Annotated in this window: 15 protein-coding genes; 8 read left to right on the top strand and 7 right to left on the bottom strand. The window is 55.7% G+C overall.

What is annotated here, in order from left to right; translation table 11 throughout:
- Positions 1-88: 88 nt before the first annotated feature.
- Positions 89-553: a histidine phosphatase family protein gene (locus tag HS105_00840; GenBank protein MBE7515148.1), complete on the bottom strand. Its 465-nt coding sequence runs from the start codon at positions 551-553 to the stop codon at positions 89-91.
- 115 nt (positions 554-668) lie between these two features.
- On the opposite strand from HS105_00840, the gene HS105_00835 reads away from it, so the two are divergent.
- The 3 genes from HS105_00835 (at position 669) to HS105_00825 (ending at position 4,104) form a co-directional block, all read left to right on the top strand.
- The gene (locus HS105_00835) at positions 669-1,052 is read left to right on the top strand and encodes a hypothetical protein (protein ID MBE7515147.1); all 384 of its coding nucleotides are present in this window, start codon (positions 669-671) and stop codon (positions 1,050-1,052) included.
- 108 nt (positions 1,053-1,160) lie between these two features.
- The gene (locus HS105_00830; protein ID MBE7515146.1) at positions 1,161-3,344 is read left to right on the top strand and encodes a TonB-dependent receptor; all 2,184 of its coding nucleotides are present in this window, start codon (positions 1,161-1,163) and stop codon (positions 3,342-3,344) included.
- Positions 3,345-3,438: 94 nt separating this feature from the next.
- A complete protein-coding gene (locus HS105_00825) occupies positions 3,439-4,104 on the top strand; it encodes a dienelactone hydrolase family protein (GenBank protein MBE7515145.1) in 666 nt (221 codons plus the stop codon).
- 12 nt (positions 4,105-4,116) lie between these two features.
- Here HS105_00825 and HS105_00820 read toward each other — a convergent pair whose 3' ends face one another.
- Positions 4,117-5,316: a GGDEF domain-containing protein gene (locus tag HS105_00820; GenBank protein MBE7515144.1), complete on the bottom strand. Its 1,200-nt coding sequence runs from the start codon at positions 5,314-5,316 to the stop codon at positions 4,117-4,119.
- Between the two features lie 129 nt (positions 5,317-5,445).
- Positions 5,446-6,378 (bottom strand): carbohydrate kinase family protein, encoded by a 933-nt coding sequence (locus HS105_00815; protein ID MBE7515143.1) that lies wholly within the window; start codon positions 6,376-6,378, stop codon positions 5,446-5,448.
- Positions 6,379-6,521: 143 nt separating this feature from the next.
- Here HS105_00815 and HS105_00810 point away from each other — a divergent pair, with 143 nt between their 5' ends.
- Positions 6,522-6,737: a hypothetical protein gene (locus HS105_00810; protein MBE7515142.1), complete on the top strand. Its 216-nt coding sequence runs from the start codon at positions 6,522-6,524 to the stop codon at positions 6,735-6,737.
- A 209-nt stretch (positions 6,738-6,946) separates the two neighbouring features.
- Positions 6,947-8,920, top strand: coding sequence for a diguanylate cyclase (locus HS105_00805; GenBank protein ID MBE7515141.1), 1,974 nt, complete (start codon positions 6,947-6,949; stop codon positions 8,918-8,920).
- Between the two features lie 16 nt (positions 8,921-8,936).
- Here HS105_00805 and HS105_00800 read toward each other — a convergent pair whose 3' ends face one another.
- From HS105_00800 to galU, 4 genes are all read right to left on the bottom strand, one after another.
- The gene (locus HS105_00800; protein MBE7515140.1) at positions 8,937-12,197 is read right to left on the bottom strand and encodes a BamA/TamA family outer membrane protein; all 3,261 of its coding nucleotides are present in this window, start codon (positions 12,195-12,197) and stop codon (positions 8,937-8,939) included.
- 45 nt (positions 12,198-12,242) lie between these two features.
- Entirely contained in the window at positions 12,243-17,339 is a 5,097-nt protein-coding gene (locus HS105_00795) for a translocation/assembly module TamB domain-containing protein (protein ID MBE7515139.1), read from the bottom strand.
- 12 nt (positions 17,340-17,351) lie between these two features.
- Positions 17,352-18,479: a 3,4-dihydroxy-2-butanone-4-phosphate synthase gene (gene ribB / locus HS105_00790; GenBank protein ID MBE7515138.1), complete on the bottom strand. Its 1,128-nt coding sequence runs from the start codon at positions 18,477-18,479 to the stop codon at positions 17,352-17,354.
- A 119-nt stretch (positions 18,480-18,598) separates the two neighbouring features.
- Complete coding sequence (gene galU, locus HS105_00785) at positions 18,599-19,474, bottom strand: UTP--glucose-1-phosphate uridylyltransferase GalU (GenBank protein ID MBE7515137.1); 876 nt, start codon at positions 19,472-19,474, stop codon at positions 18,599-18,601.
- Between the two features lie 122 nt (positions 19,475-19,596).
- Between galU and serS the strand changes: the two genes are divergently transcribed.
- The 3 genes from serS to HS105_00770 are packed head-to-tail and all read left to right on the top strand — an operon-like array spanning position 19,597 to position 21,473.
- Positions 19,597-20,880: a serine--tRNA ligase gene (gene serS / locus HS105_00780; GenBank protein ID MBE7515136.1), complete on the top strand. Its 1,284-nt coding sequence runs from the start codon at positions 19,597-19,599 to the stop codon at positions 20,878-20,880.
- Between the two features lie 33 nt (positions 20,881-20,913).
- Positions 20,914-21,162 (top strand): AbrB/MazE/SpoVT family DNA-binding domain-containing protein, encoded by a 249-nt coding sequence (locus tag HS105_00775; GenBank protein ID MBE7515135.1) that lies wholly within the window; start codon positions 20,914-20,916, stop codon positions 21,160-21,162.
- Positions 21,150-21,473 carry a type II toxin-antitoxin system PemK/MazF family toxin gene (locus HS105_00770; protein ID MBE7515134.1) on the top strand — a complete coding sequence of 108 codons (324 nt, stop codon included), beginning with the start codon at positions 21,150-21,152 and terminating at the stop codon, positions 21,471-21,473. The genes HS105_00775 and HS105_00770 overlap by 13 nt, the downstream gene beginning before the upstream one ends.
- The last annotated feature ends 41 nt before the right edge of the window (positions 21,474-21,514 follow it).

Raw genomic sequence — 21,514 nt, 5'->3', positions numbered from 1 at the left:
AATATAAGCCGATGATAGCACACTCTTGCGCCAAAATGTAAGAAAAATTTGCTTTGCGGCACTGCTGTCCGACAGCGGGGCAAGGGCGTCATTCGATGCTGCGAGGGTGGATCAGTTCGCGTAAGTTCCCGCTGCCTATCGTAACCTTGCTCCACGAAGCGGCGTCGAAGGTTATGCCAGCAAGCGTGCCGGTCGGCATCGACACCCCAACATCGGTCAAACGTGCGGTCAAAGACGACATCGTAGGCTCATGCCCGACGAACATAACGGTCGTAAGCATATCTGAAAGGCCGTTCACGAGGTCAAGGAGCTGTCCGACAGTCGCTTCGTAGATGCGAGGTTCGATCGTGATCGGCCAACCGCTGTCAGCGATCACAAGTTCGGCGGTACTGCATGCCCGTATCGCTGATGATGTGATCACCGCTTCGGGGATGAGGCCGTTCGCCCGCATATACTTGCCGATGGCAGCGGCAGCGCGTCTGCCGCGTTCATTCAACGGGCGGTCGTGATCGGCAAGCGATGCATCGCCCCATTCCGATTTGGCATGCCTCATCAGAAACAGCGTTCTCATATACACAGATGGTTGAAACCTCTTATCAACGAGTTTCGTAAAACCAGATCAACGGTTAATGCATCTAACCTCACGAACAACGCAATTGTAAACCATTGTGAAAGGGACGATCGATAAAGCAAAGTTCATCAAGATCCTCGCGGGTTTTTTTCTGCTTCTGCTTATGTTCGAATTCGTATCGCACGGCGCGATCTGCCGTGCCGGCTATCACCACAGCACGGATGCCTCAGTCACCGCCAAAGACAGCGGCCACGAAGACCCGTGTGCGACGATGATCTTGTGTTCGGATTCGAAACGGCAGGACGATCTAAGCCCCGTCCGCGGACACGATGCCGGCTCGCATAACGCCTTGTTCGCACAGTTGTTCACCAAAACCGTCGAAGCCCCTGTGATCAAACAGGGCGTAAAGCCACTCTACGACGCACAGGCCCTTTTCAGGCCGCCTGACCCTCTATTTCATCCGCCGGAACCGACCGCATAAAGGACCGCACTATGCCTGAACAGGCATGTTTCGCATTGCGCCTCTTTTGCGCCTGAAATGGCGTTTCCTGCATGGCGGGCATCGGCCTGCCGCTCCGGTTCCGATGATATGAGATACACGATATTTTCCTTTTTAACCATTATTGCCCTTTCCTTTTCCGCCAACGCCCAAACCACCGGCGTGATCACAGGCCGTGTTACGTACGGCAGCGATAAAAGCCCGCTGCACAGCGTTTCGGTGCAGCTCGTCGAGCTGAGCCGCTCAGCAGCCACCGACGACCAAGGCGTTTATACCTTTGTGAATGTTCCGCAAGGAACTTATCGAATTGTCGCCCATCTCGAGGGTTTTTCCGACACAAAAGACCCGGTTACGGTGGCTGCGGGCCAAACCGTAACAAAGAATATAGAGATGCAGCTCGCCGGCGTGCGCGCGGAAGTTACCGTAACCGCCAGCGGTGCGGAACAGACACCTTTTGAGTCAATTGCCTCGGTCAGCAGTGTTGATTCGACGGCGCTTGCCGCGCGCGGCGGCATTAGCCTTGGCGAAGCTCTTGATAATGCGCCGGGTGTTGCTAAGCGTTCAGCAGGCCCGGGCTCATCGCGGCCTGTTATTCGCGGTTTCGACGGCGACCGCGTAAAAATTGCATCGGACGGCATCGGTGTCGCCTCGCTCGGTTCGCAGTCGGGTGACCATGCCGAGCCGGTAGATGTGTTGGCGGCCGACCGCATCGAGATCGTAAAAGGGCCTGCAACACTGCTTTACGGAAGCAATGCCATGGGCGGCGTTGTCAATGCGGTCAGCGGGCATGATGAAGGCGCACATCCCGGGCTTCGAGGCTTTCTGTCCGGCATCGGAAGCAGTGTTGACCGGCAGGCATCGGCGGCAGGCGGCATGGAATACGGAACTGATCGCTGGGTGGCTTGGGGCAACGGCAGCGCGCAGCGTACCGGAGATCGAGTCGCAGGCGGCAATTTCGGCAAGGTCCAAAATTCATCGGTGCGAAGTGCGGCCGGCTCGGCAGGTTTCGGATACTACGGCAAGAAAGCATTCGTGAACGGCAGCTACAGCGAGTATCAAAGTCGCTACGGCATACCGCTCGATATCTTTGAGGCCGACCCCGAGGTCCGCTCGATAAAAATGCGGCGCGGCGACCTGCGGCTGAATTTCGGCTACAGCGACCTGTCGATGCCGATCACGAATATTAAGATCACGGCCGATCTGAGCCGCTATCGCCACTACGAGATGCAGGGCGACGAGATCGGTACGACCTTTCGGAATAACGTCAATTCATTACGCGGTATGTTCGAGCAGCGGAAGGCCGGAAGGCTGACGGGGCGTTTCGGCTTTGACGCATCAAGCCGCAAATTCTCGGCCGTCGGTACCGAAACTCTCATCAATGGGCCTATCAAGCAAACAGAAACGTCAGTATTCGGGCTTGAAGAGCTGAAGTTCGACCGCGTCGTACTCCAATTCGGCGGCCGCATCGAGCGCAATGCGTATGACCCGCAGGACGTGCTCTTGCCGAAACGTGAATTCACCGGAGCTTCGGGCTCTGTCGGCGGCCGCATCGGCTTATGGAACGGCGGTGCGTTCGTCGCGAACTATTCACACTCATATCGTGCCCCGGCTCTGGATGAGTTGTACAACAACGGCCCGCACGACGGCACCCTTCTTTTCGAGGTCGGCAACCCAACGCTCATGCCCGAGGTGAGCGATGGGATCGACCTTTCCATTCGGCATCAGAGCACGCGGTTCAAGGCTGAGGCAAATTACTTTTACTATCACATTCGCAACTTTGTATTTTTGGCGCCGTCAGGCACGCTCGATAGCGGCAGCGGTTTCGAGATCGCAAACTATACGCAAGGCAACAGCCGCTTTGCCGGCACCGAATTGTCGCTTGATGTTAGAGCGAACAAGTTTTTGAACCTCACATCGGGACTCGATCAGGTAAGTGCCGAACTCGCGAACGGCACGCCGCTGCCGCGCATAGCACCGCTTCGCGGGCGCGTCGGGCTTGATATCCATTTCCGGTCTATAGCCGTAAAGCCCGAATTCATCGGCGTTGCACGACAAGACAGAACATTCACGAACGAAACGCCGACGGCGGGTTACGGCATTATGAACCTGAACGGAATGTACGTGATCTCGGGCAAGCACACTGCTCAGATATTCTCTGTCGCGGCATACAACTTGACCAATAAGCTGTACTACGACCACATCTCGTTCATTAAGAGGCTTGCACCGGAGGCAGGCCGAGGTGTGCGTTTTAGCTATACTATCAGGTACTTCTAGCAGGTCGAAAGTGTAGTATGATTGAAAAATACTATTTAGAGGAGACGAGGGACGGGCGGCCTTCCGGCCGATCGCGGATCGTCCCGTTGGAGATATGATTACAGAAACGATCGACTTTACTACATCGAACGGCCGCTCAAGTGCCTATGTTGCAATGCCGGAAGGCGAGGCCGCAAAGGCTGTTATAGTCGTGCAGGAATGGTGGGGCCTTAACGACCACATCAAGGACATCGCGGGGCGCTATGCTAACGAAGGCTTTGTCGCCATTGCTCCCGACCTTTATCGCGGTGTTTCGACCGACGATCCTGCTGAAGCCTCAAAGATGATGCACGCATTGGCCTTCGAGGACGGCGTTAACACGATAAAGTGCTCAATGGATGCCGCACGCAAGAAATATGGCATTTCGCACTTCGGCATTACGGGCTATTGTATGGGCGGCACGTTCGCACTGCGTTCGGCATGCGAATTGGAAGGTATCAGTGCCTGCGCGGCCTTCTACGGCGACATTCCCGAGGATGATGTACTCCGGCAGCTTACTGCTCCGGTAATTTTCATCTCGGGAAAACGCGACGCTTGGATCACGCCGGAAAAGGTCGCCGGACTCGAAAGAGCCGCCGACCGATTCGAGCTGCCGGTAACCTCGCTCGTGTATGATGCAGACCACGCATTCTTTAACGACACGCGGCCGGATGTTTACGATGCAGCCGCGGCAAAAGATGCATGGGCCGTAGTAACGGGATTTTTTAGCGACAAGCTCTGATCCATCGCAATGTCAGACGGTCAATTCGGCAGGTTCCTCGGCTGTCAAAGCTTGCGGCGACAGCCGCTTGTGTTCCTGTTTCTGCAAGTACATCTTGGCGTCTGCCTTTTCGATGGCCGCCTCGATCTCGGCGATATTTGCGAAATCCTCAAACGCGTGTGAGACGCGGATCGTGATCGGCTGATAAACACCGTCGAGAATGATGCTCGACAGCGATCCGTTCATCCGCGACATTCTGCACAAAGCGGCCTCGGATCTGAGGCCGATCATTATTACGAAGAACTCATCGCCGCCCCAGCGGAAGATCAGGTCTTCGGCGCGTATGACGTTTCGGATGGCCCTGACGACAGCGCGGATGGCCGCATCACCCGCAGCGTGGCCGTAAACGTCATTTAATTCTTTCAGATCGTCGATATCAAAGAAGCCGACGCAGCCGGCCGATCCCGAAGAGCCGTCGCCGTGCGTTGCCAAATAGCCGTGAAAGGCATGGCGGTTCAGCGCGGTCGTCAACGGGTCGATGTGGGCCAGCTCTTCAAGCTTCTCGTGTGCCTCACGCAGCCTTTCATTCGCGGTCTTGACGTCCGAAAGGACCTTTTCAAGCAGTACGATCACCATACCGAAGCCGAGCAGCGTCTGCAGCACCAGATCGGCGACCGCGTTGTAACCGAGATATTCCGCCGGAACCGTTAACCAAGGCCGCAGCGTGAATACGATAAGCGACTGCGCAAGATCGATAATCAACAGGCCCAACGCTACGAGCATCACGCGGCTGCCGAAACTCTTGATGCCGCTCTGCCATACGGCAAAGAATGCGATAGCGAAGAATCCGCTCATTATGACCGAATGGATTTTTAGCGTGAGTGTTACATCCTCACTCAGGAACGGCAGGCTGAACGCGGCCAGAATAAATGGGATCGCAAATATCTCGGTTGAAAGACGCAATTCCGAGTTTGTCCTTAGGCTTCGGCATCCTGCAACAAGGAGATAACCGAAGAAGTACTGCGCGAGAAAGTAAAAGCCGAATAACTGGTATGAAAAACCGTCGTAATCAAAGGCCAGGCGAAGGCAAAATAGTGAGAATGAAAGGAAAAGCCATGCGTTCGTCCAATACTTCAGGGCAGCCAGGTTCAGGGATCGACGCAGGAATAACGTCAGGAGCGTGATCAAGGATACGCCGGCAATTTGAATGATCAATCCGATCTTGGAATCCATACAAAATGATCGCGGGGATGAGGAAGGCTTATTTGTTGGGAACTACGCGGCAGCGATGTGAGGAAAGAGCGCCGTGAGGCCACGCTCTATTACATTGTAATATAGCCGAGCGGCTCTCGTCCAGAACTTTTATTGTAGGAATTCTAACAGCTCGGAGGCGTTAGGAAGTGCTGTTCTTGCCCCGAGGGCGCGACATTTTAATGCCGCGACTGCATTTGCCGCGCGGGCCGCATCCTCGACCGTCATATCTGTAAGCAGGCCGTAAAGCAGCCCGACGCGGAATGAATCGCCGGCACCTGTCGTATCTTTGCAGCCGCCCGGAACGGCCATACCGTCGGTTCGGACAAAGTTGCCGCCTGCACGCAGAAGCGAACCTTTTTCGCCTAACGTAACACCCGCAACGCCGCTGCCAAAACGCTCCTGAATAGTGGCCAACGCATTCTCGTGATCGGCTATTCCGGTGAACTTAGGCAGGAAATCAGCCGACGTGATCAGGATATCTACGAGGCTGAGGAGTTCTTCGATGCCTTGAAAGATGTTGTCAACATCGATCGAGACGATAGTACCGGTTTGTTTTGCCGCAGCGGCCATCGCTATGCAGGCTTCGACGTCGTGCGGCGTGAAATGCAGGACCTTACCCGTTGCGGCCGCCGCGAGCGGAGCGTCACCGCGCGTGTATGAAAGTCCGGCTTCCCGCTGCCAGATCACGGTGCGTTCGCCTGATCTTTCATCGATGATAATAAAGGCGATCTGTGTCGCCACGCCCGGAACGGTTTCAGCGAAGGAAAGGTCGACTCCTTCAGCCTCAAGGCTTTGCAGGCCGATGCGGCCCGCGGCATCATCGCCGAAACGCCCGATATATGCCGTTCTAAGCCCGAGCCGTGTAAGGCCGGCAACCGTCGTTGCGGCCTCGCCGCCCGGTGCCTGAAGATATGAGGAAAGTTCGATCTTCGAGTTGAATTTCGGATACTCAGGAACTTGGATCAAGAAGTCAACCGCGTTCGTGCCGAAGCCTACGACATCGAGAACTTTTGTGCGATCGATCTCAAATGGAAAACGCATTTTGCTCACATTCACAGCACTCGTAAGAATTGCCTTGCCAAATCAATACTGAGCGCGATAGATTGAATAACAGGCTCCTATTCTCGCTTGAAATTCGAGAATGAGGCAAGCCAGACCATCCGATCCTTGGAGCCGAATAAGAGATGCCGACATCTGTCTGTCCCGAATGTGCCGAATCAGTTTTTGTTGATGCCGAGTCAGAGCAGGGTGATACTGTCACGTGTGATGAGTGCGGCGCTTTGCTGACCATCGTCGGTCTCGATCCGATCGAACTCGATCCTATCGCCGATGATGATGAATATGACAGAGGCTCAAAAGCGTACGACGATTACGAAGATGACTATGACGACAATTTCTGACCGAGATCGCCGTCATCGGTCATTTTGACCGAGTATTTCAACGCATCCCTTCATTCTGACACATCAGTTTACTGTGTCGTTCCCTCTTGCAACCAGGCTAAGTGTGTTTTTTCAAAGGCCATCCTTACGCAGCCGTGATTGGCACGCGATTTGTTTAGATCATTGACGGCAGTACTTCGTTCGGCGAACTTTTGTATCAGCCAAATGTTATGAAGCTAAGATTACCTTCCTACAATGGTAATAGGGCCAAGCTGGCCGCAGCGATCGCATTCAGCTTGGTGGTTTATGCCGCAGCCTATTTATATTTTGGCGGAGCGATAACCGCTTTGCTTGCACCATTCGGCGTACTCGCCGTCGCAGCCTATCGTATCCACATCCGCCGGCTTGAGAGAAAGAACGAACAGCTTGTAAAGACCAACAAGATACATATCGCAACGGTTGAGGCCCTTGCCACAGCGATCGATGCGCACGACCAGAGCGGCTCATCCCACGTACGGCGTATGCAGATCTATTCTGTCGGGCTTGGCAGGGCCGTCGGTATGTCCCGCGATGAGGTCGAGGCGCTTCGAACGGCCGCTCTTCTCCACGATATCGGCAAACTCGCCGTGCCCGATCATATCCTCAACAAGGGTGACGAGCTTACACCGATCGAATTTGAAAAAACAAAGATACATTCAACGGTCGGGGCGGCGATCCTTAATTCGATACAATTCGAATCGCCGGTCGCACCTGCTGTAAGGTCGCATCATGAGAACTGGGACGGCACAGGCTATCCGGACGGTTTGGCAGGGGAATTGATACCTCTTTCCGCACGCATCATCGCCATTGCCGATGCGTATGACACATCGCTTAGTGCGAGGTCGATGTTCAAGGTCAGCTCTCGCAAAGATGCCCGCGAGGTGATACTTCAGGGCGCCGGCAAGCTGTTCGATCCGGTGTTGGCCCAGGTCTTTCTCAAACATCTGACAGCGTTCGAGGCCGAGATCGAAGAAGCGGGCCTCAGCTACGAGGCGGAGTTGGCATCGGAACGATCCGGCCACGGACGCGATTCATTCGTATTCCACATCAAGGAAGCCAACCGTGAGGCTAACCGCTTGTTCGAGATAGCTCGTGAATTCGGCTCGGTGATGAATATTCAGGATACGCTTGCAATGTTCGCCGGCAAGGTCGCCGAGTTCGTCCCGTTCGATACATGTGCGATCTATCTTGTCGATGATACATATCAGCATGCTGACGCTGTGTATGTTGAGGGCGAGAATGCCGAGGTGCTTGGCTTGCGGCGGATCCGAATCGGTGAAGGAGCCACGGGCTTTGTACTAAAGCACTGCGAAAGCGTTAAGAACGTCAATCCGGATCTCGATTTCGCCCATTCACTCGAACACGTAGATGATGAATATACTTCGATGGTATCGCTGCCGCTGATGTCCGCGGGTGAACTTCTCGGTGCGATCTCGGTGTATTCAAAGAAGATCCATGCGTATTGCGATGAGCATGTTCGTTTGCTCGAAACCGTTTCGCAGCTGGCGGCGGACGCGATCTATAAATCACGCTCGCACGAAGAAGCACGGGCATTTGCTCTGACCGACCCGATGACAGGCCTGCCAAATGAGCGAAGCCTCCGGCTGCAGTTCGATCGCGAGGTCGCCCGTGCTGAGCGCCACCGTGCGGGTTTCCAGGTCGTGATGCTTGACCTCGACGGCTTTAAGGCTGTTAACGACTCGTTCGGACACCAGACCGGCGACGAGATGTTGTATGAGATCACACAGGTCATTCTCGGCCAGCTTCGCGAGTATGATTTCCTTGCACGCTACGGCGGAGATGAGTTCGTGGCGTTGATACCCGAGACGGATAACTCCGTGATAATGGATGTGTGCGACCGTATAGAGAAAGCCGTCGGCGAGTTTGAGCTGATCGTCAATGCAGACAAGTCGGCCCGCGTCGGCGTCAGCATCGGTGCGGCATATTGCGCTGACAGCACAACCACTTTTGAGGACTTGATAAGCGCGGCCGACCGTGCGATGTATCAGCAAAAGAAGCTCCGCAAGCTGCGCCAGCGGGACCCGCGGGTATCGCTTCCCGCCGCACAGTTGGCCGACGTGATAAATGCCGAAGGAGATCCGCACATTCCGCAGGTGTCAGCCGAATTCGTTGTCGAGCTGGATGAGACGCACGTTGTTGCGTGAGCGGAGGCGTACCGCGTCAGAAGGCCTGTGCAAATCGAAAGTGGATCTGTGTCTGCTGCAGCCGATAGGTTGCGGGCGGCGCCGTTCCCTGCGGTATCAGGAACTGCGGCGGATTCAGCAAGTAGCCGACATCCACTCCCAACTCACCGCCTACGGGCGTCTTTAGCCGCAAACCGAGCCCAACGGTGTTCGTCCACAGTGCCCGCAGATTCCGCCGCAGCAGGTCGTTCGCAGGAACTTGAGGCGGCTTGAAGATGTCGCCGATCCGCCGGAAGACGTTTCCGCCGTCATAGAATGGCACCGCTCGCAGCGTCTTGGTCAGCGGTATTCGTGCTTCGAGATTTACGATGGCCAGAGCGTTGCCGCCAAATGGTATGGTAAAAGGATCGAGCGTAACGATCTGGCCGCTGCTGTTTCGGAAGGTGCCCTCAGGAACGACGACCACGCGCGGTCCCGCTTCTTCGAAATTAAAGCCTCGCAGCGTATTTGATCCGCCGGCAAAGAAGCGCTCGCTGACAGGCAGCAACCCGTTCAGATCTCGAAGATTCGGGTCAGTGCCAAAGCGGTTCCGCGCCGAGAACGCCTGAGCGAGGCCGATCACCGCACGCCCCGCCAGCGTTGTGTTATGAAGCTTCGTCAGCGTGTAATAGTGGTTATAGGACGCCTGAAACTTGTGAAAACCGATATTGGCCCCCAGCTGCGGTATCGACACGTTATATTCGGCGGTGATATAGCTTCCGTTCGTAGGGTCGCTTGCGTTATAGCGGCAAGGATCTCCCAGTTCACCTTTTTCGATCAGCTCCAGCAGCGAGTATGCACGAGTGCAGTTCGTACGTGTATCGCGGGCAAATGTCGCTCCGAAACCCGAGATGCGAACACGCCTGTCCGGCATCAAAAGATCCTTTATCAGCAGGCTTTCGATGTTCTGCAGGCGGACGTCCTCGAACCTGTAGCGGACGAAAAGGATGCTTCGGTCGCGGCGGCTGAGCGTCCGGCTCGTCTCGGCGGACAGCGTCAGACGGTTGATCGTAGGGCGGCCCGCGGCATTGCCGAATTCATCGATCGGCACGCCATGTTCATCAATTCGCTGCACAATGCCGAACGTGCCTTTATCAAAAGCTGACCTGAAGAACCGCGTTACGGTCGAGTCGCGTTGATACTGAACCGAAATGGTCAGCGGCGCGAACTTATCCTTTTCGCGGATGAACCGCGGGTTGAACAGGTCGAGCTGAGCAAGCTGCTGGCGTCGGCTCAGGCGAACTCGTGCGCCGCCCTGCCAAAGCTTGCCCAAAAGATCGACGTGCCTGATATCAAAAAAGCCGTTCGGGCCGAGTTCCGTCGAAAAGCCGCCGCCGTATGTCATAAGCCTTGCGGGCTGCTCAGAGACGTTGATGATAAGATCGCTAAGCTTCTCGCCGGAATCGGTACGGCCGACCTCACGCGGCTTGACCGTAACTTTATCGAATGCATCCGTCGCGTAGAGGTTCTGTTCGGTCGCATAGACATCGCGCGAACGCAGAAGGTTGCCGGTACGCAGCGGCGACGCCCGCAGCACCGCAGAAGGCCGTACATTCTTTTGACCGTCAACCAACACGCGGTTGATGCGTACCGGCGTACCCTCATTCTCTACCTTGAATTCGATATCGATCCGGCGTGTTTCGCTGTTCGGAATGGCAGGCACTTCAGATACGGTGAATGAGACCCGTGCGTCATAAAAGCCTTGCTCCGAATAATATTCCGAGAGTTTGCGCGTCGCATTTCGGAACTTCGCACGCGAATATGCCTCGCCCGCAAGCGGCGGAAGCACTGCACGCAGCGTTGCATCCGAAACGGCTTTATTGCCTGCTATCGTTACATTGCGGACGAATGTCCGCGGGCCTTCATCCACCTGAAAAGTGATAATGAGGTCGTCGCTTGTGATGCCGACACCTTGGTTGACATGAACCTCAGCCTCGCGATAACCAAGCTCCGCCATAAGCGATGCTATGGTCGCCGCATCTGCCTCGAGCGTTGGTGTGCTTGTATAGCCGCGGCCGTAGCCGAATAGCGGTATTACGCCGAGCAGATTTGCCTCCTGTGTGGAGAGCACGGTACGGATGTCCTCGATACTCATTGCGGACGTGCCGCGTATCGTCATACGCCGTAGGTTAAATTTGCGGTTGAGATAAGCGTTGTATTTTATATCGACCTTATGTTCTGCTAGGTCAGAACTGCCGAGCGCAGAACAAAGGAACTCATTGCCGTTCGCCATCGGTTGGCCGTTGCTGTCGATGAGCTGCGGTTCGACCGAGCATACGGCGCGGACGTCGGCAAAGAAGTAGCCCAATTCCTGAAAATGCGTTTCAAGCCTGCGTTCGCCTTCGACGATCGCCGCATAGTCGAGCGTACCCTCGCGTTTTACCGGCAGCAGCTTATTCAGGCTCCCTTCGGATACCTTTTGCTTCTTGCCCATTGCGTCGATCGAAACCTTGATGGCCGGCCCGACCCTGCCCGTGATCGAGACTGAAATAAGGTTCTTCTCGCTGTCATAAACGACTCGCGGATCATCAATGAACGGCGCGTAGAACTCCTTTTGACGCAGTACCTTACGTATTGTCTGCATTTCGCGGTCGAGCCGGTCGCGTGAATACAGGCCGCCCGCTTCAAGGCCGAGTTTCTCTGTCGAAAACGTACCGGGAAAGCCGTCGATCTTTATTTCGACACCCTCGACCCTCGCTTGTACACCCGGCGTTACCGTGAAGACGGCGTTGATGTCATTCACGTTCGCGGCTGTGGTCTTTACAAATGTAGCTTCACTCTGATAAAAGCCGCGCTCACGCAGGTATTCAAGTATCTGATCGACATTGTTACGCAAGACGTTGTCGCTAACGGCGACACCCGATTCGAGAATATTGAGTTTGAAGAGCAGCTCCTGCTCAGTCACCTTATCACCGACCGTCTCGCCTACCTTGACCGTTACCCTGTCGATCCTGGTCTTTTCGCGAACTTTGAAATCCAACGCGACACCGCCCTTGTCATTGAGCGATGCCGTAACCACTACCGACGCGGCAAGGCGTGTGTCATAGATGGCGGTTATCGCATCGTGGACGGCCGTCGATGAATATATCGTTCCGGCGAGCGGCGCAACGATCGCACGGATCCGCTCAGCGTCTGAAAGGTCCGGTTCGCCGACATCGAAAGACACCCGGGCCGAGTCGATCCTGCGAAACTCGTACTTGCTTTGCCCGAAGCCAAGGAGCACACACGCAAAGATCGACATCACGGCAAACATTGCCATTATCAAGCATTTATGACGTCTCGGATGTTCTTTCACTCTGAGGGCCTAGAATCTTCTCCTAAAACGTACTTCGAAGCTGAAGTTATCGCGGTTGCGTGTTACGTTCGTCAGCGAACGCTGCTCGTATTGGGCAACAAACGACAGTTTATTCGAGACCCTGTATTCGAGTGCGAGCACCTGATTCTGGTCCTGCGAAAGATTCGTCGCGTAAGTAACACGGAGATTGTTATTGATCTGCCGCCCGACCGTCAGCCGTGCCGAGGCACCGACGCCGGCCTGCTGTCCCGAGATGATCGGGTCGATCTCAAAGACGTTAAGCCCGAACAGCTTGTTCGTTGCACGCCGTGCCGGTGCATTTATTATAGAATCCGTAATTATCTCAGCAGCAGTGTTGATGCCGCTTTGTGCCAGCGTCGGAATGCCGCCTGCGGTGTTCGCAAGGCTTCCGGTCGTTATCAGCGAGACAACATCGTCGCTCGGCAGTGCAGGCACTGAGCGGACATTTGCGGTCAGCCTTTCAGTATCCTTAAGCGGCCCCGAAAGATTGACGAATATCTGATAGCCGTTTATTTCGCTCTCGGCCTGCAGATCGATGACAGGCTCGATGGTGGTGTCGGGCGGGAACTCCAGTACGCCGCGTTGGATGTCGTAGCGGTCGTTGCGGTAGAACATCGTGCCGCTGTTCGCCGTGATGCGGCCCGAAAGTCTCGGCTCATTTGCGTCGCCTGTGAGCACAAGCGAAACTGACGCGGTCAGATCGGCAATGTTATTTCTCACGGTCAAGGCATCGCGGCCCTCTATCACGAGGTCGAATCGCGGCGGTGCGATCGAACTCGGGCCGGATGAGATCGGCCGCTCGTGCCGGGCACCGATCACGTTAGCAAGGTCGATGTCATGCGAATAGAGGCTGCGGCGTGCATATACGCGGCCTCCGATAGTAACCTGCAAGACGTTCGCACTGCCGCCTCTTATGCCGGTGATGTCGATGCGCGCATCGCCCGTCGTTATAAAATCCTGCGGCAGCGGAACCGTAACATTGCTTCCGTTCAGCGAAAGGCGGAATGACTGTACGCTGAGGCCATTCAATATCGCACCGCCGCCGGCTGTGAATTTTCCCCCGCCTAGATAACCCGACATATTCTCGATATCGGCTTGATCGGATGAGAAAATGACCCGCGCTCGGATCCTGTCGAGCGTGAGGCGATCGGTGCCGATAAAAGCGGCGAACGATGCATTCTCGGTCGAAGCGGTACCGGAAAGGCGGCTTTGCGTATTCTGCCCCGTGATCCTGACCGCAACATCTGCAAGGCCCGCGTAGAATGTGTCCTTTGTAAAAAGATTGACCAGATTGAGACTGATACGGCCGTTGATCGAAAGGTCGTTGACGGCATCGGCGGCAAGCGCCTTCGTGCCCGCTATGGCCATGTTCGAGCCGCTGCCGGCGAACTTTGCATTCTCAAAGACGACCTCGCGTGCGTTGAACTTGATCGATACGGGTTCAGCGGCCGCAAGCGGCGTATCCTGGATCGTCATCGAGAGCTGTGAGAATTGAGCCGAACCGCTAAGGCCCCGGGAAGAAAATTCAGGCTGCCCGCTGCTGTTCGGCTGCCGCAGCGTTCCGCTCAGCTCGACACGGCCGGTGGCCTTGCCCGTGATCGGAATGTCCTTGAGCTGCGGAAAGAAGGCCAAATACGGCGTGAGCGAGTTATCGTTCAGTACGGTCGATGCCTCAAATGGCAGCATCGCATCGTCAAAGTGCATTGTTCCTGCGATGGTCTGGAGACGGCCGTCCAGCGTTGCCGAAAGGTTTGCGGTCAGCTTTTGATCGGCCGTTCTGCCCTCAAAAACAACATCGCCGAACGGGCTCTCGCCGATGGTTACGGCGCGTGCAACCCCGTTGAAGTTGATGTTGTATGTTGAGGTCATGTCGGCTTCGCCCTGTGCCGTGCCTTCGACATCAACAAGCCCTGTTATCGCAGGTATGCTGTCATTTGGCGGCAGCAGCGACAATACAAGCGGGAACGGCAACGCCTTTGCATCGAGGCTGAGGTCGAAGCGCGTGGTCGCTCGGTCGTATTCGCCGGTTGCGGCCATGTACCCTTGCCCGAGCTTGATATTCGCCGTTTCAAAGCGGATCAGCGTATTTTCAAATGTCGCCTTCGCGTGCAGCTCATCAAAATCGTGCTTAGCGATCTGGCCGTTGACGGCTGTCAGGTCAAGACTGCCCGTTGCCTTGTTCGGCAGGCCGGAGATCTTGACCGTCCCTGTGGTTCGGCCGTTGAGGTCGGCTATGCGGGACGGAAGGTCAATGGGCAAGGCCCCCAACAGGTCTCCGGCATTGACTCCATCAAGGACGGCATCGATCGCAACGCTGTTCGGTATCCCGAACGGTGCCTTTATCTCAAAGGCTGCCTTGCCTCCGCCCTGCTGTGTCAGCACACCATTGCGGAGCGTAACGGAATTGGCGTCGGTAAGAATATCTGCGGTTACCCTGCCGACAGCACGCTGCCTCATTATCACTTGCTCAGCCGATGCCTTTGCGTCCATATTCGGCTCGAAGATGTCGCCCGTAAGACGCGCCGTCATCGCAAAATTGCCCGCAACGCTAAGCTGCAGGTCGTGAAGCTGGTCATTCAACTCCGGGAACGCACCCGTAACCTCAAAGATCCGCTGCACCTCGCTTCCGTCCGTCGAGTTCAGCGACAGAGCAAGGTCGGAATCCTGCCCGCGCATATCAAAGCGTCCTGTTCCGGTCAGCTTTGATGACCCTGTTGAGAGGTCAAGATCGGCGATCGAAACAAGGCCGTTAGCGGCACTCAGGCCGAAACGGCCGCTGATAGGCACCCTGTCATCGCCGCTGCCGAGAGTATTCGCCGTTATGGTTCCTTTCACTTCACCGCTCGATGTACGGTAATCGGTTCCGCCGAATTTCAGATGGACCGAGCCGTTCGCGGTTCCGTCAAGCGGTACGATGCGGCCGGCCTGCACGGCGATAAGCTTTGATAGGTCGATGCCGGCAAAGTCAACGTCAACTGCCGAGCGTTTTCGGTTGCTCAGACCGACGCGGATCGTGCCGTCGATGCTGCCGTTCATCGCCTCGGCTGTGAGCGATGTAAGATCGACCGCGTCATTGTCGATCGTAACTTTGGCAGAGCCGCGGCCGAGCGCGATGCTGCCGACCGTTCCGCCGCCGATGCTCATATCGGCACTTGCACGATATCGGCCCGCGGGTTCGACAACAAAAACCGGCTGTCCGAACTTGACCGCATCAAGGCTGCCTCCGGGCGAGCCCTTGCCTTTTACAAGAGCTATATTGCCCGCATCTATGTCGTTCGAACTGCCTTGCACGATGCCGTTGCGGATCGAGAGGCGTATGCCGCCGATATTCACCTCGCCGAGGCGTGCCGAGCCTGTATCGATCGCAGCAACACGCGAATGGTCAGAGTAAATAGTTGTCAGGCCGGGCGTGTGGCCGATGGTTACTTCCGGAGCGTCAATGCCGCTTATGACCGTGCCGTCCGATTCGACCCTTGCGGCACTCACGTCGGAGAAGGTCATTTGCGTGTCGCGTTTCTTGTCCAGAAGGCGGAAAGCACCGGCGGTGAGATCTATGATGCCGGCACCCGCGATACTGCCGTTGGGCGAGTGAACATCATTTACCGCAACCTCTGTGTCCGAACCGGCGTGCTTTACTGTTATGCCGCGTCCGGTAACGCCGTCAAAGGCGTACTCAGGCGCGGCGAGGCGCTTCGCCGAAGCGGCCGGTGCGGAGATCTCAAGCCTTCCTTTCGGCAGCAGCAGCCGCATATCGCGTGTACGAAGTGCATCAAAGGTAAGGTCGCCGATGCTGAACTTTTGTGCAACGCCGTCACCGACCGCGGCCCGCAGTTCGCGGTCTTTATACTCGGCAAGCGCATCGCGCAGAAAGAGTTTCCCGAAGGTCAAAGCTCCCGTTTCGGCAGCTGCCGCCTGCAGTTCGCCGACCCACCGAAAGTCCGTTCCGGTGCCGCGAATGTTGCCGAAAAGGTTGAGCATATTGACCTTGAAGTCACCGAATGTCAGCATCTCGGCCACAGCACGTCCGTTGCCCTCATAGTTGGCATTTGTGCCGTTCATAGTTGCCGACACATTCACGGCTTTCAGGTAAACACCGTCGGCACGAAGGGCTTCCGAATCGATCGTCCCTTCGATCTTGTACTGTTCACCGGCCCCGCTGACCTTCCCTTTGAAATTGCCTACGCCGCGCAATGCTGTCGTGCTAGCAAGGAGCATCGAGGCTTGTGTAAGATCGACCGTCGAGTTGATATCGCCCGAATAGTTCAAGTTCTTCCAGTCGTCAAGCCGTCCGCTCGCAGAAGCCTCGCCCAGCGGCGAGCGGACAGTAACCTCAGTAAGGTCTGCACCCGTACCATCGATAACACCGTTCGCACGGATATCGAGGTTTTCGACCGTCCTGTCATCATAGGAGAAGGCAGAACCTGATGAAGACAAGTTGAATCGAAAACGCGGGTCACCCGCCGCCGTCCTTTCGCCGGTCGGTGTCAGCCCGATACCGAGATCCTTTGCCTCGCCGGCGATCTTGTGCGAAATGTCTCCAAAATGTACTACGCTGTCGCGCACGGCAACATTGACCGCATCATAGCGGAAGCTCAGGCGGCTGCCTTCCTCGCTTTCGATCAAGTGAATGCCTGAGAAATTCGAACGGCCGTTCTCGTCAAATTTTATAAAGAGTTCAGCTCCGTCGATCTCAGTTCTGTCGATGCTGATCTCGCGTGAGAGCTTCAACGCCAGCATATCGATGAGCGTGAATTTGAAACGCGCATCACGAACGATAAGCAGCGTCTCGCCGTTAGCCTTGTTGCTGAAAACGGCATTTTCGAGACGGAGTTCGAGCGGTGAAGGAAAAACGCGAAATGCGTCGGCCTTAAAGTCCACGCCCATTTCGTCGAGCCGCGCGATGAATTGGCTCTTTATGTAACCGTCAAAAACGCCCGCACGGAAGAGGCCGTAGATCAGAGCTGTGCCGAGAACGGCCAATATGGCCAGAAAGCCTGCCGCGGCCAGCAGTTTACGGCGTAGAGGGAAAGGCCTGCGATCTGCGTTCTCATCCGGCCTTTCCGAATTTTCATCCCTATCACTCATCAATTGTGCGGGTCAAACGTTAACCGTTCCGACGATCTCAAAACCGAACGCGTCCACAGCATGTCCTTTCGGCGGACGGTTCGTAAGAAGCCTGATCTTTTGTATGCCGAGGTCTTTAAGTATCTGAGCACCGATGCCGATGTCGTGATGTTTGCCGTAACCGGTCTCTTTTCGTGCTGTCGCAAGGTCAACGCCCTTTTCCTGCATAACCTTATAGGTGCGAAGTTGGTGCACAAGGTCGAGGTTGTTCTCACGCTGCCGCAGATAAAGGATGACGCCGCGGCCCTCCTTTTCTATCTCTCGAAAAGCGGCCTGCATGGCATTTCCCGCCTCGCCGATCTTTGAACCGAACATTGCGAACGTAACGTTCTCGGTTTGGACGCGGACGAGTATCGGCACCGTTGCATCGGAAATGTCGCCCATGATAAAAACTGCGTGGATCTCGCCGTTCATCACGTTCTCGTAAAGTATGGTTCGCCATGTGCCGTGATCGGACGGCAGATCGGCTTCAATAAGGCGGCGAACCAGCGTCTCTTTCGAGATGCGGTATTTTACAAGGTCGGCGACCGATATGATCTTGAGGCCGTGCTTTTCCGCAAATGCGGTCAACTGCGGCATTCGGGCCATCGTGCCGTCATCATTCATTATCTCGCAAATAACGGCCGCAGGCTTGAGACCCGCGATGCGTGCAATATCTACGCTCGCTTCGGTTTGGCCGACGCGCACGAGGACACCGCCGCGCTTTGCCCGCAGCGGGAAAACATGGCCCGGACGCGCCAGATCGCTCGGCTTTGATGCGGGATCAACGGCCGTAAGTATGGTCTTGGCACGGTCAGCGGCCGAGATGCCCGTCGTAACACCCTCGCGCGCCTCGATCGAGACTGTGAACGCCGTCCCCATGCTCGATGTATTCTCGGAAGTTTGAGCCGTCAGCTGCAACTCGTCGCAGCGTTCCTCGGTAAGCGGCAGGCAGATGAGGCCGCGGCCGTGTACGGCCATGAAGTTGATGATATCCGGCGTTACCTTCTCGGCCGCGCAAACAAGGTCGCCCTCGTTCTCGCGATCTTCATCATCGACAATGATGATCATCTTGCCGTCACGGATGTCTTGAACGGCCGCTTCGATGGGGTCAAGGGACATATTTTTTGCTTTCGAACACGGCAAATGCCGGCGCGTCAGTGCCTTGCCTAAATCTTATCGAAACCCTTGAAAATAAGCCACTAAATGCTGTACCGGCGGCTCCTTTCTGCTGTACGGCATCATTGATCGAGATCGAGGCCTTTTAGGTATTCGCGAAAACCTTCGCCGAGGTCGTCGCGCTTGAGCGCATATTCGACCGTTGCGATCAAAAAGCCCATCTTATCTCCGGCATCGTGCCGCTTGCCGTCAAGCTTTACGGCATACATCGGCCGCGATCTGAGCAATATCCGCATCGCATCGGTTATCTGGATCTCGCCGCCCGCTCCGGGCTGTGTATCCTCAATAGCGGCAAAGATATCAGGTGTAAAAATATAGCGGCCGATGATCGCAAGGTCGGACGGCGCGTCCTCAAAACGCGGTTTCTCGACCATATCCTTTATACGAAAGATGTTCGGCTCTACCTCATCCGCGTCAATTACGCCGAAGCGCGAGATCGCCTCACCCTCGACCTGCATCGTCGCAATAACCGGTGCATGAAAGCGCTCATAAACATCCATCATTTGACGAAGTGCGGGCACCTCTGCATCGACAAGGTCATCAGCAAGCAGCACCGCGAACGGCTCGTCGCCGACAAAATCACCTGCCTGCTGTATCGCATGCCCGAGGCCGAGTGCTTGTTTCTGCCGAGTGTAGCTTATCTTTGCTATGTCGGAGACCGCCCGCACTTGGTCGAACATGGCTGTCTTGCCCTTTTCTTTGAGCAATTGTTCAAGTTCGAATGAGATGTCGAAGTGATTCTCGATCGCGCTCTTGTCGCGGCCTGTGATGATCAGGATCGATTCAATGCCTGATGTGACAGCTTCTTCTACCGCATATTGGATCAATGGCTTATCAACGAGCGGCAGCATTTCCTTCGGCGAGGCTTTTGTCGCCGGAAGAAAGCGGGTGCCAAGTCCCGCTGCAGGGAAAACGGCCTTACGAATTTTATTTGTCATATCAACTTTGTTAAATTCGATGAGTCTTAACAGCGCAACAAGACCTTGATTTTAGGGCAAAATGTCGCGCCGACCAAGTTAGGAAAAGATGGGCTTGATCGAACGAAGATAAGCAGTTTAGTATGTTAGACCTCAATTTTGTCAGAGAGAATATCGACAGCGTACGTTCGGCGCTCCGAAATCGCAATTTTCCCGCGGATGCGCTCGATCGATTCACCGAACTGGATGCCGAACGCCGCCGCGTTATCGGCGAAGCCGACCGCACGAATCAGCTTAGAAATGCTGCGAGCAAAGAGATCGGTGCGTTGATGCAGACAGGCGACACGGCCGCCGCGGAAGCGAAAAAGAGCGAGGTCGCCGGACTCAAAGAAAAGCAGGCCGAGCTTGAAAAGCTCCGTGACGAGGCCGATGCCGCGATGCACGAGCTGCTTGCAGGCCTGCCGAACATTCCTGCTGACGACGTCCCTGTCGGCGCTGATGAAACGGCGAATAAGGAGATACGCCGCATCGGTGAACCGCCCATTTTCGACTTCGAACCGAAGGATCATGTCGATCTCGGCGAGGCTCTCGGCATTCTCGATTTTGAACGCGCGGTAAAGATCGCAGGCTCGCGTTTCGCGATACTGACCGGTGCCGGAGCAAGGCTCGAGCGCGCTTTGGTCAATTTCATGCTGGATATCCACACGGGAAAGAACAATTATGTCGAGACGCTGCCGCCGTTCCTCGTAAACCGGCAGGCACTTTTCGGCACCAATCAGCTCCCGAAATTTGAAGAAGATCTCTTTCACATAAAGGACGATCGCGGCTTTGCGCTTATACCGACCGCGGAAGTGCCCGTAACTAACTATCACGCTGGCGAGATACTTGATGCTTCGGCACTGCCGAAATATTTCGTCGCATACACGCCGTGCTTTCGCAGCGAAGCGGGCAGTTACGGCCGCGACACACGCGGGCTGATACGCCAGCATCAGTTCGAAAAGGTCGAGCTTGTAAAGCTCTGTATGCCCGAAAACTCCGAACAAGAGCACGAAAGGCTTACCGCTAATGCCGAACATATCCTCGATCTGCTTGGGCTGCCTTACAGGACGGTGGTTCTGTCAACGGGTGATATGGGCTTCGGGGCACGCAAGACGTACGACATCGAGGTTTGGCTGCCGAGCCAAAGAACGTACCGCGAGATATCGAGCTGCTCCAACTGCGGCGACTTTCAGGCTCGGCGTATGAATACGCGGTTTCGCCGCAGCGGCGATGCGAAACCTGAGTTCGTACATACGCTCAACGGAAGCGGTTTGGCCGTCGGCCGCACATGGATCGCCGTGCTGGAGAATTATCAGCAGGCAGACGGCTCGATCACGGTCCCCGACATCCTCGTTCCCTATATGAACGGTATGACAAAGATCGGTTGACGCCGGCTTGCTGCCGACATTACGATTGAAACGATGAAGACACAGATCATCCAGATCGGTAATTCGCAGGGCATCCGCATTCCGAAAGTGCTGCTCGAAGAAACCCGCATATCAGGCGAGGTTGAGCTTATCCGCACGGCTGACGGGATCCTGATAAAGCCTTCGCGACAGCCGCGTGACGGATGGGACGCCGAGTTCGCACGGATGGCTGAGAACGATGACGACGAGGTGCTTTTTACCGCCGGTGCTACTGACTTTGAGACGAAAGGATGGAAGTGGTAAAGCGATTCGACGTCCATTTGCTTGATCTGGATGCGGTTCCCGGCCGTGAGGCTCGGAACACGCGCCTGTGCGTCGTGATCTCGCCGGACGAGATGAACCGCCGGCTTTCAAGCGTCATTATCGCCCCCGTAACCTCATCAAATACGCCCTATCCGACACGTGTTCGGGTCGAGGTACTCAATGCCGAGCGTATGATCGTGCTGGATCAGATACAGACGGTTGACCGAAAAAGCCTTGTGAAAAAGGTCGGCGAACTCGATGCCGAAACGCAAACCGCCGTGCTCAGTATCCTTGCCGAGCTTTTTGCATAGGCCGATAACACGCAGCTCATTTGTGGCGTCGCTTCCTTCGC

Origin of the sequence: Chloracidobacterium sp., assembly GCA_015075585.1 — a bacterium.
Classification (GTDB): domain Bacteria; phylum Acidobacteriota; class Blastocatellia; order Pyrinomonadales; family Pyrinomonadaceae; genus OLB17.
This window is presented reverse-complemented; position numbering and strand designations above follow the sequence as displayed.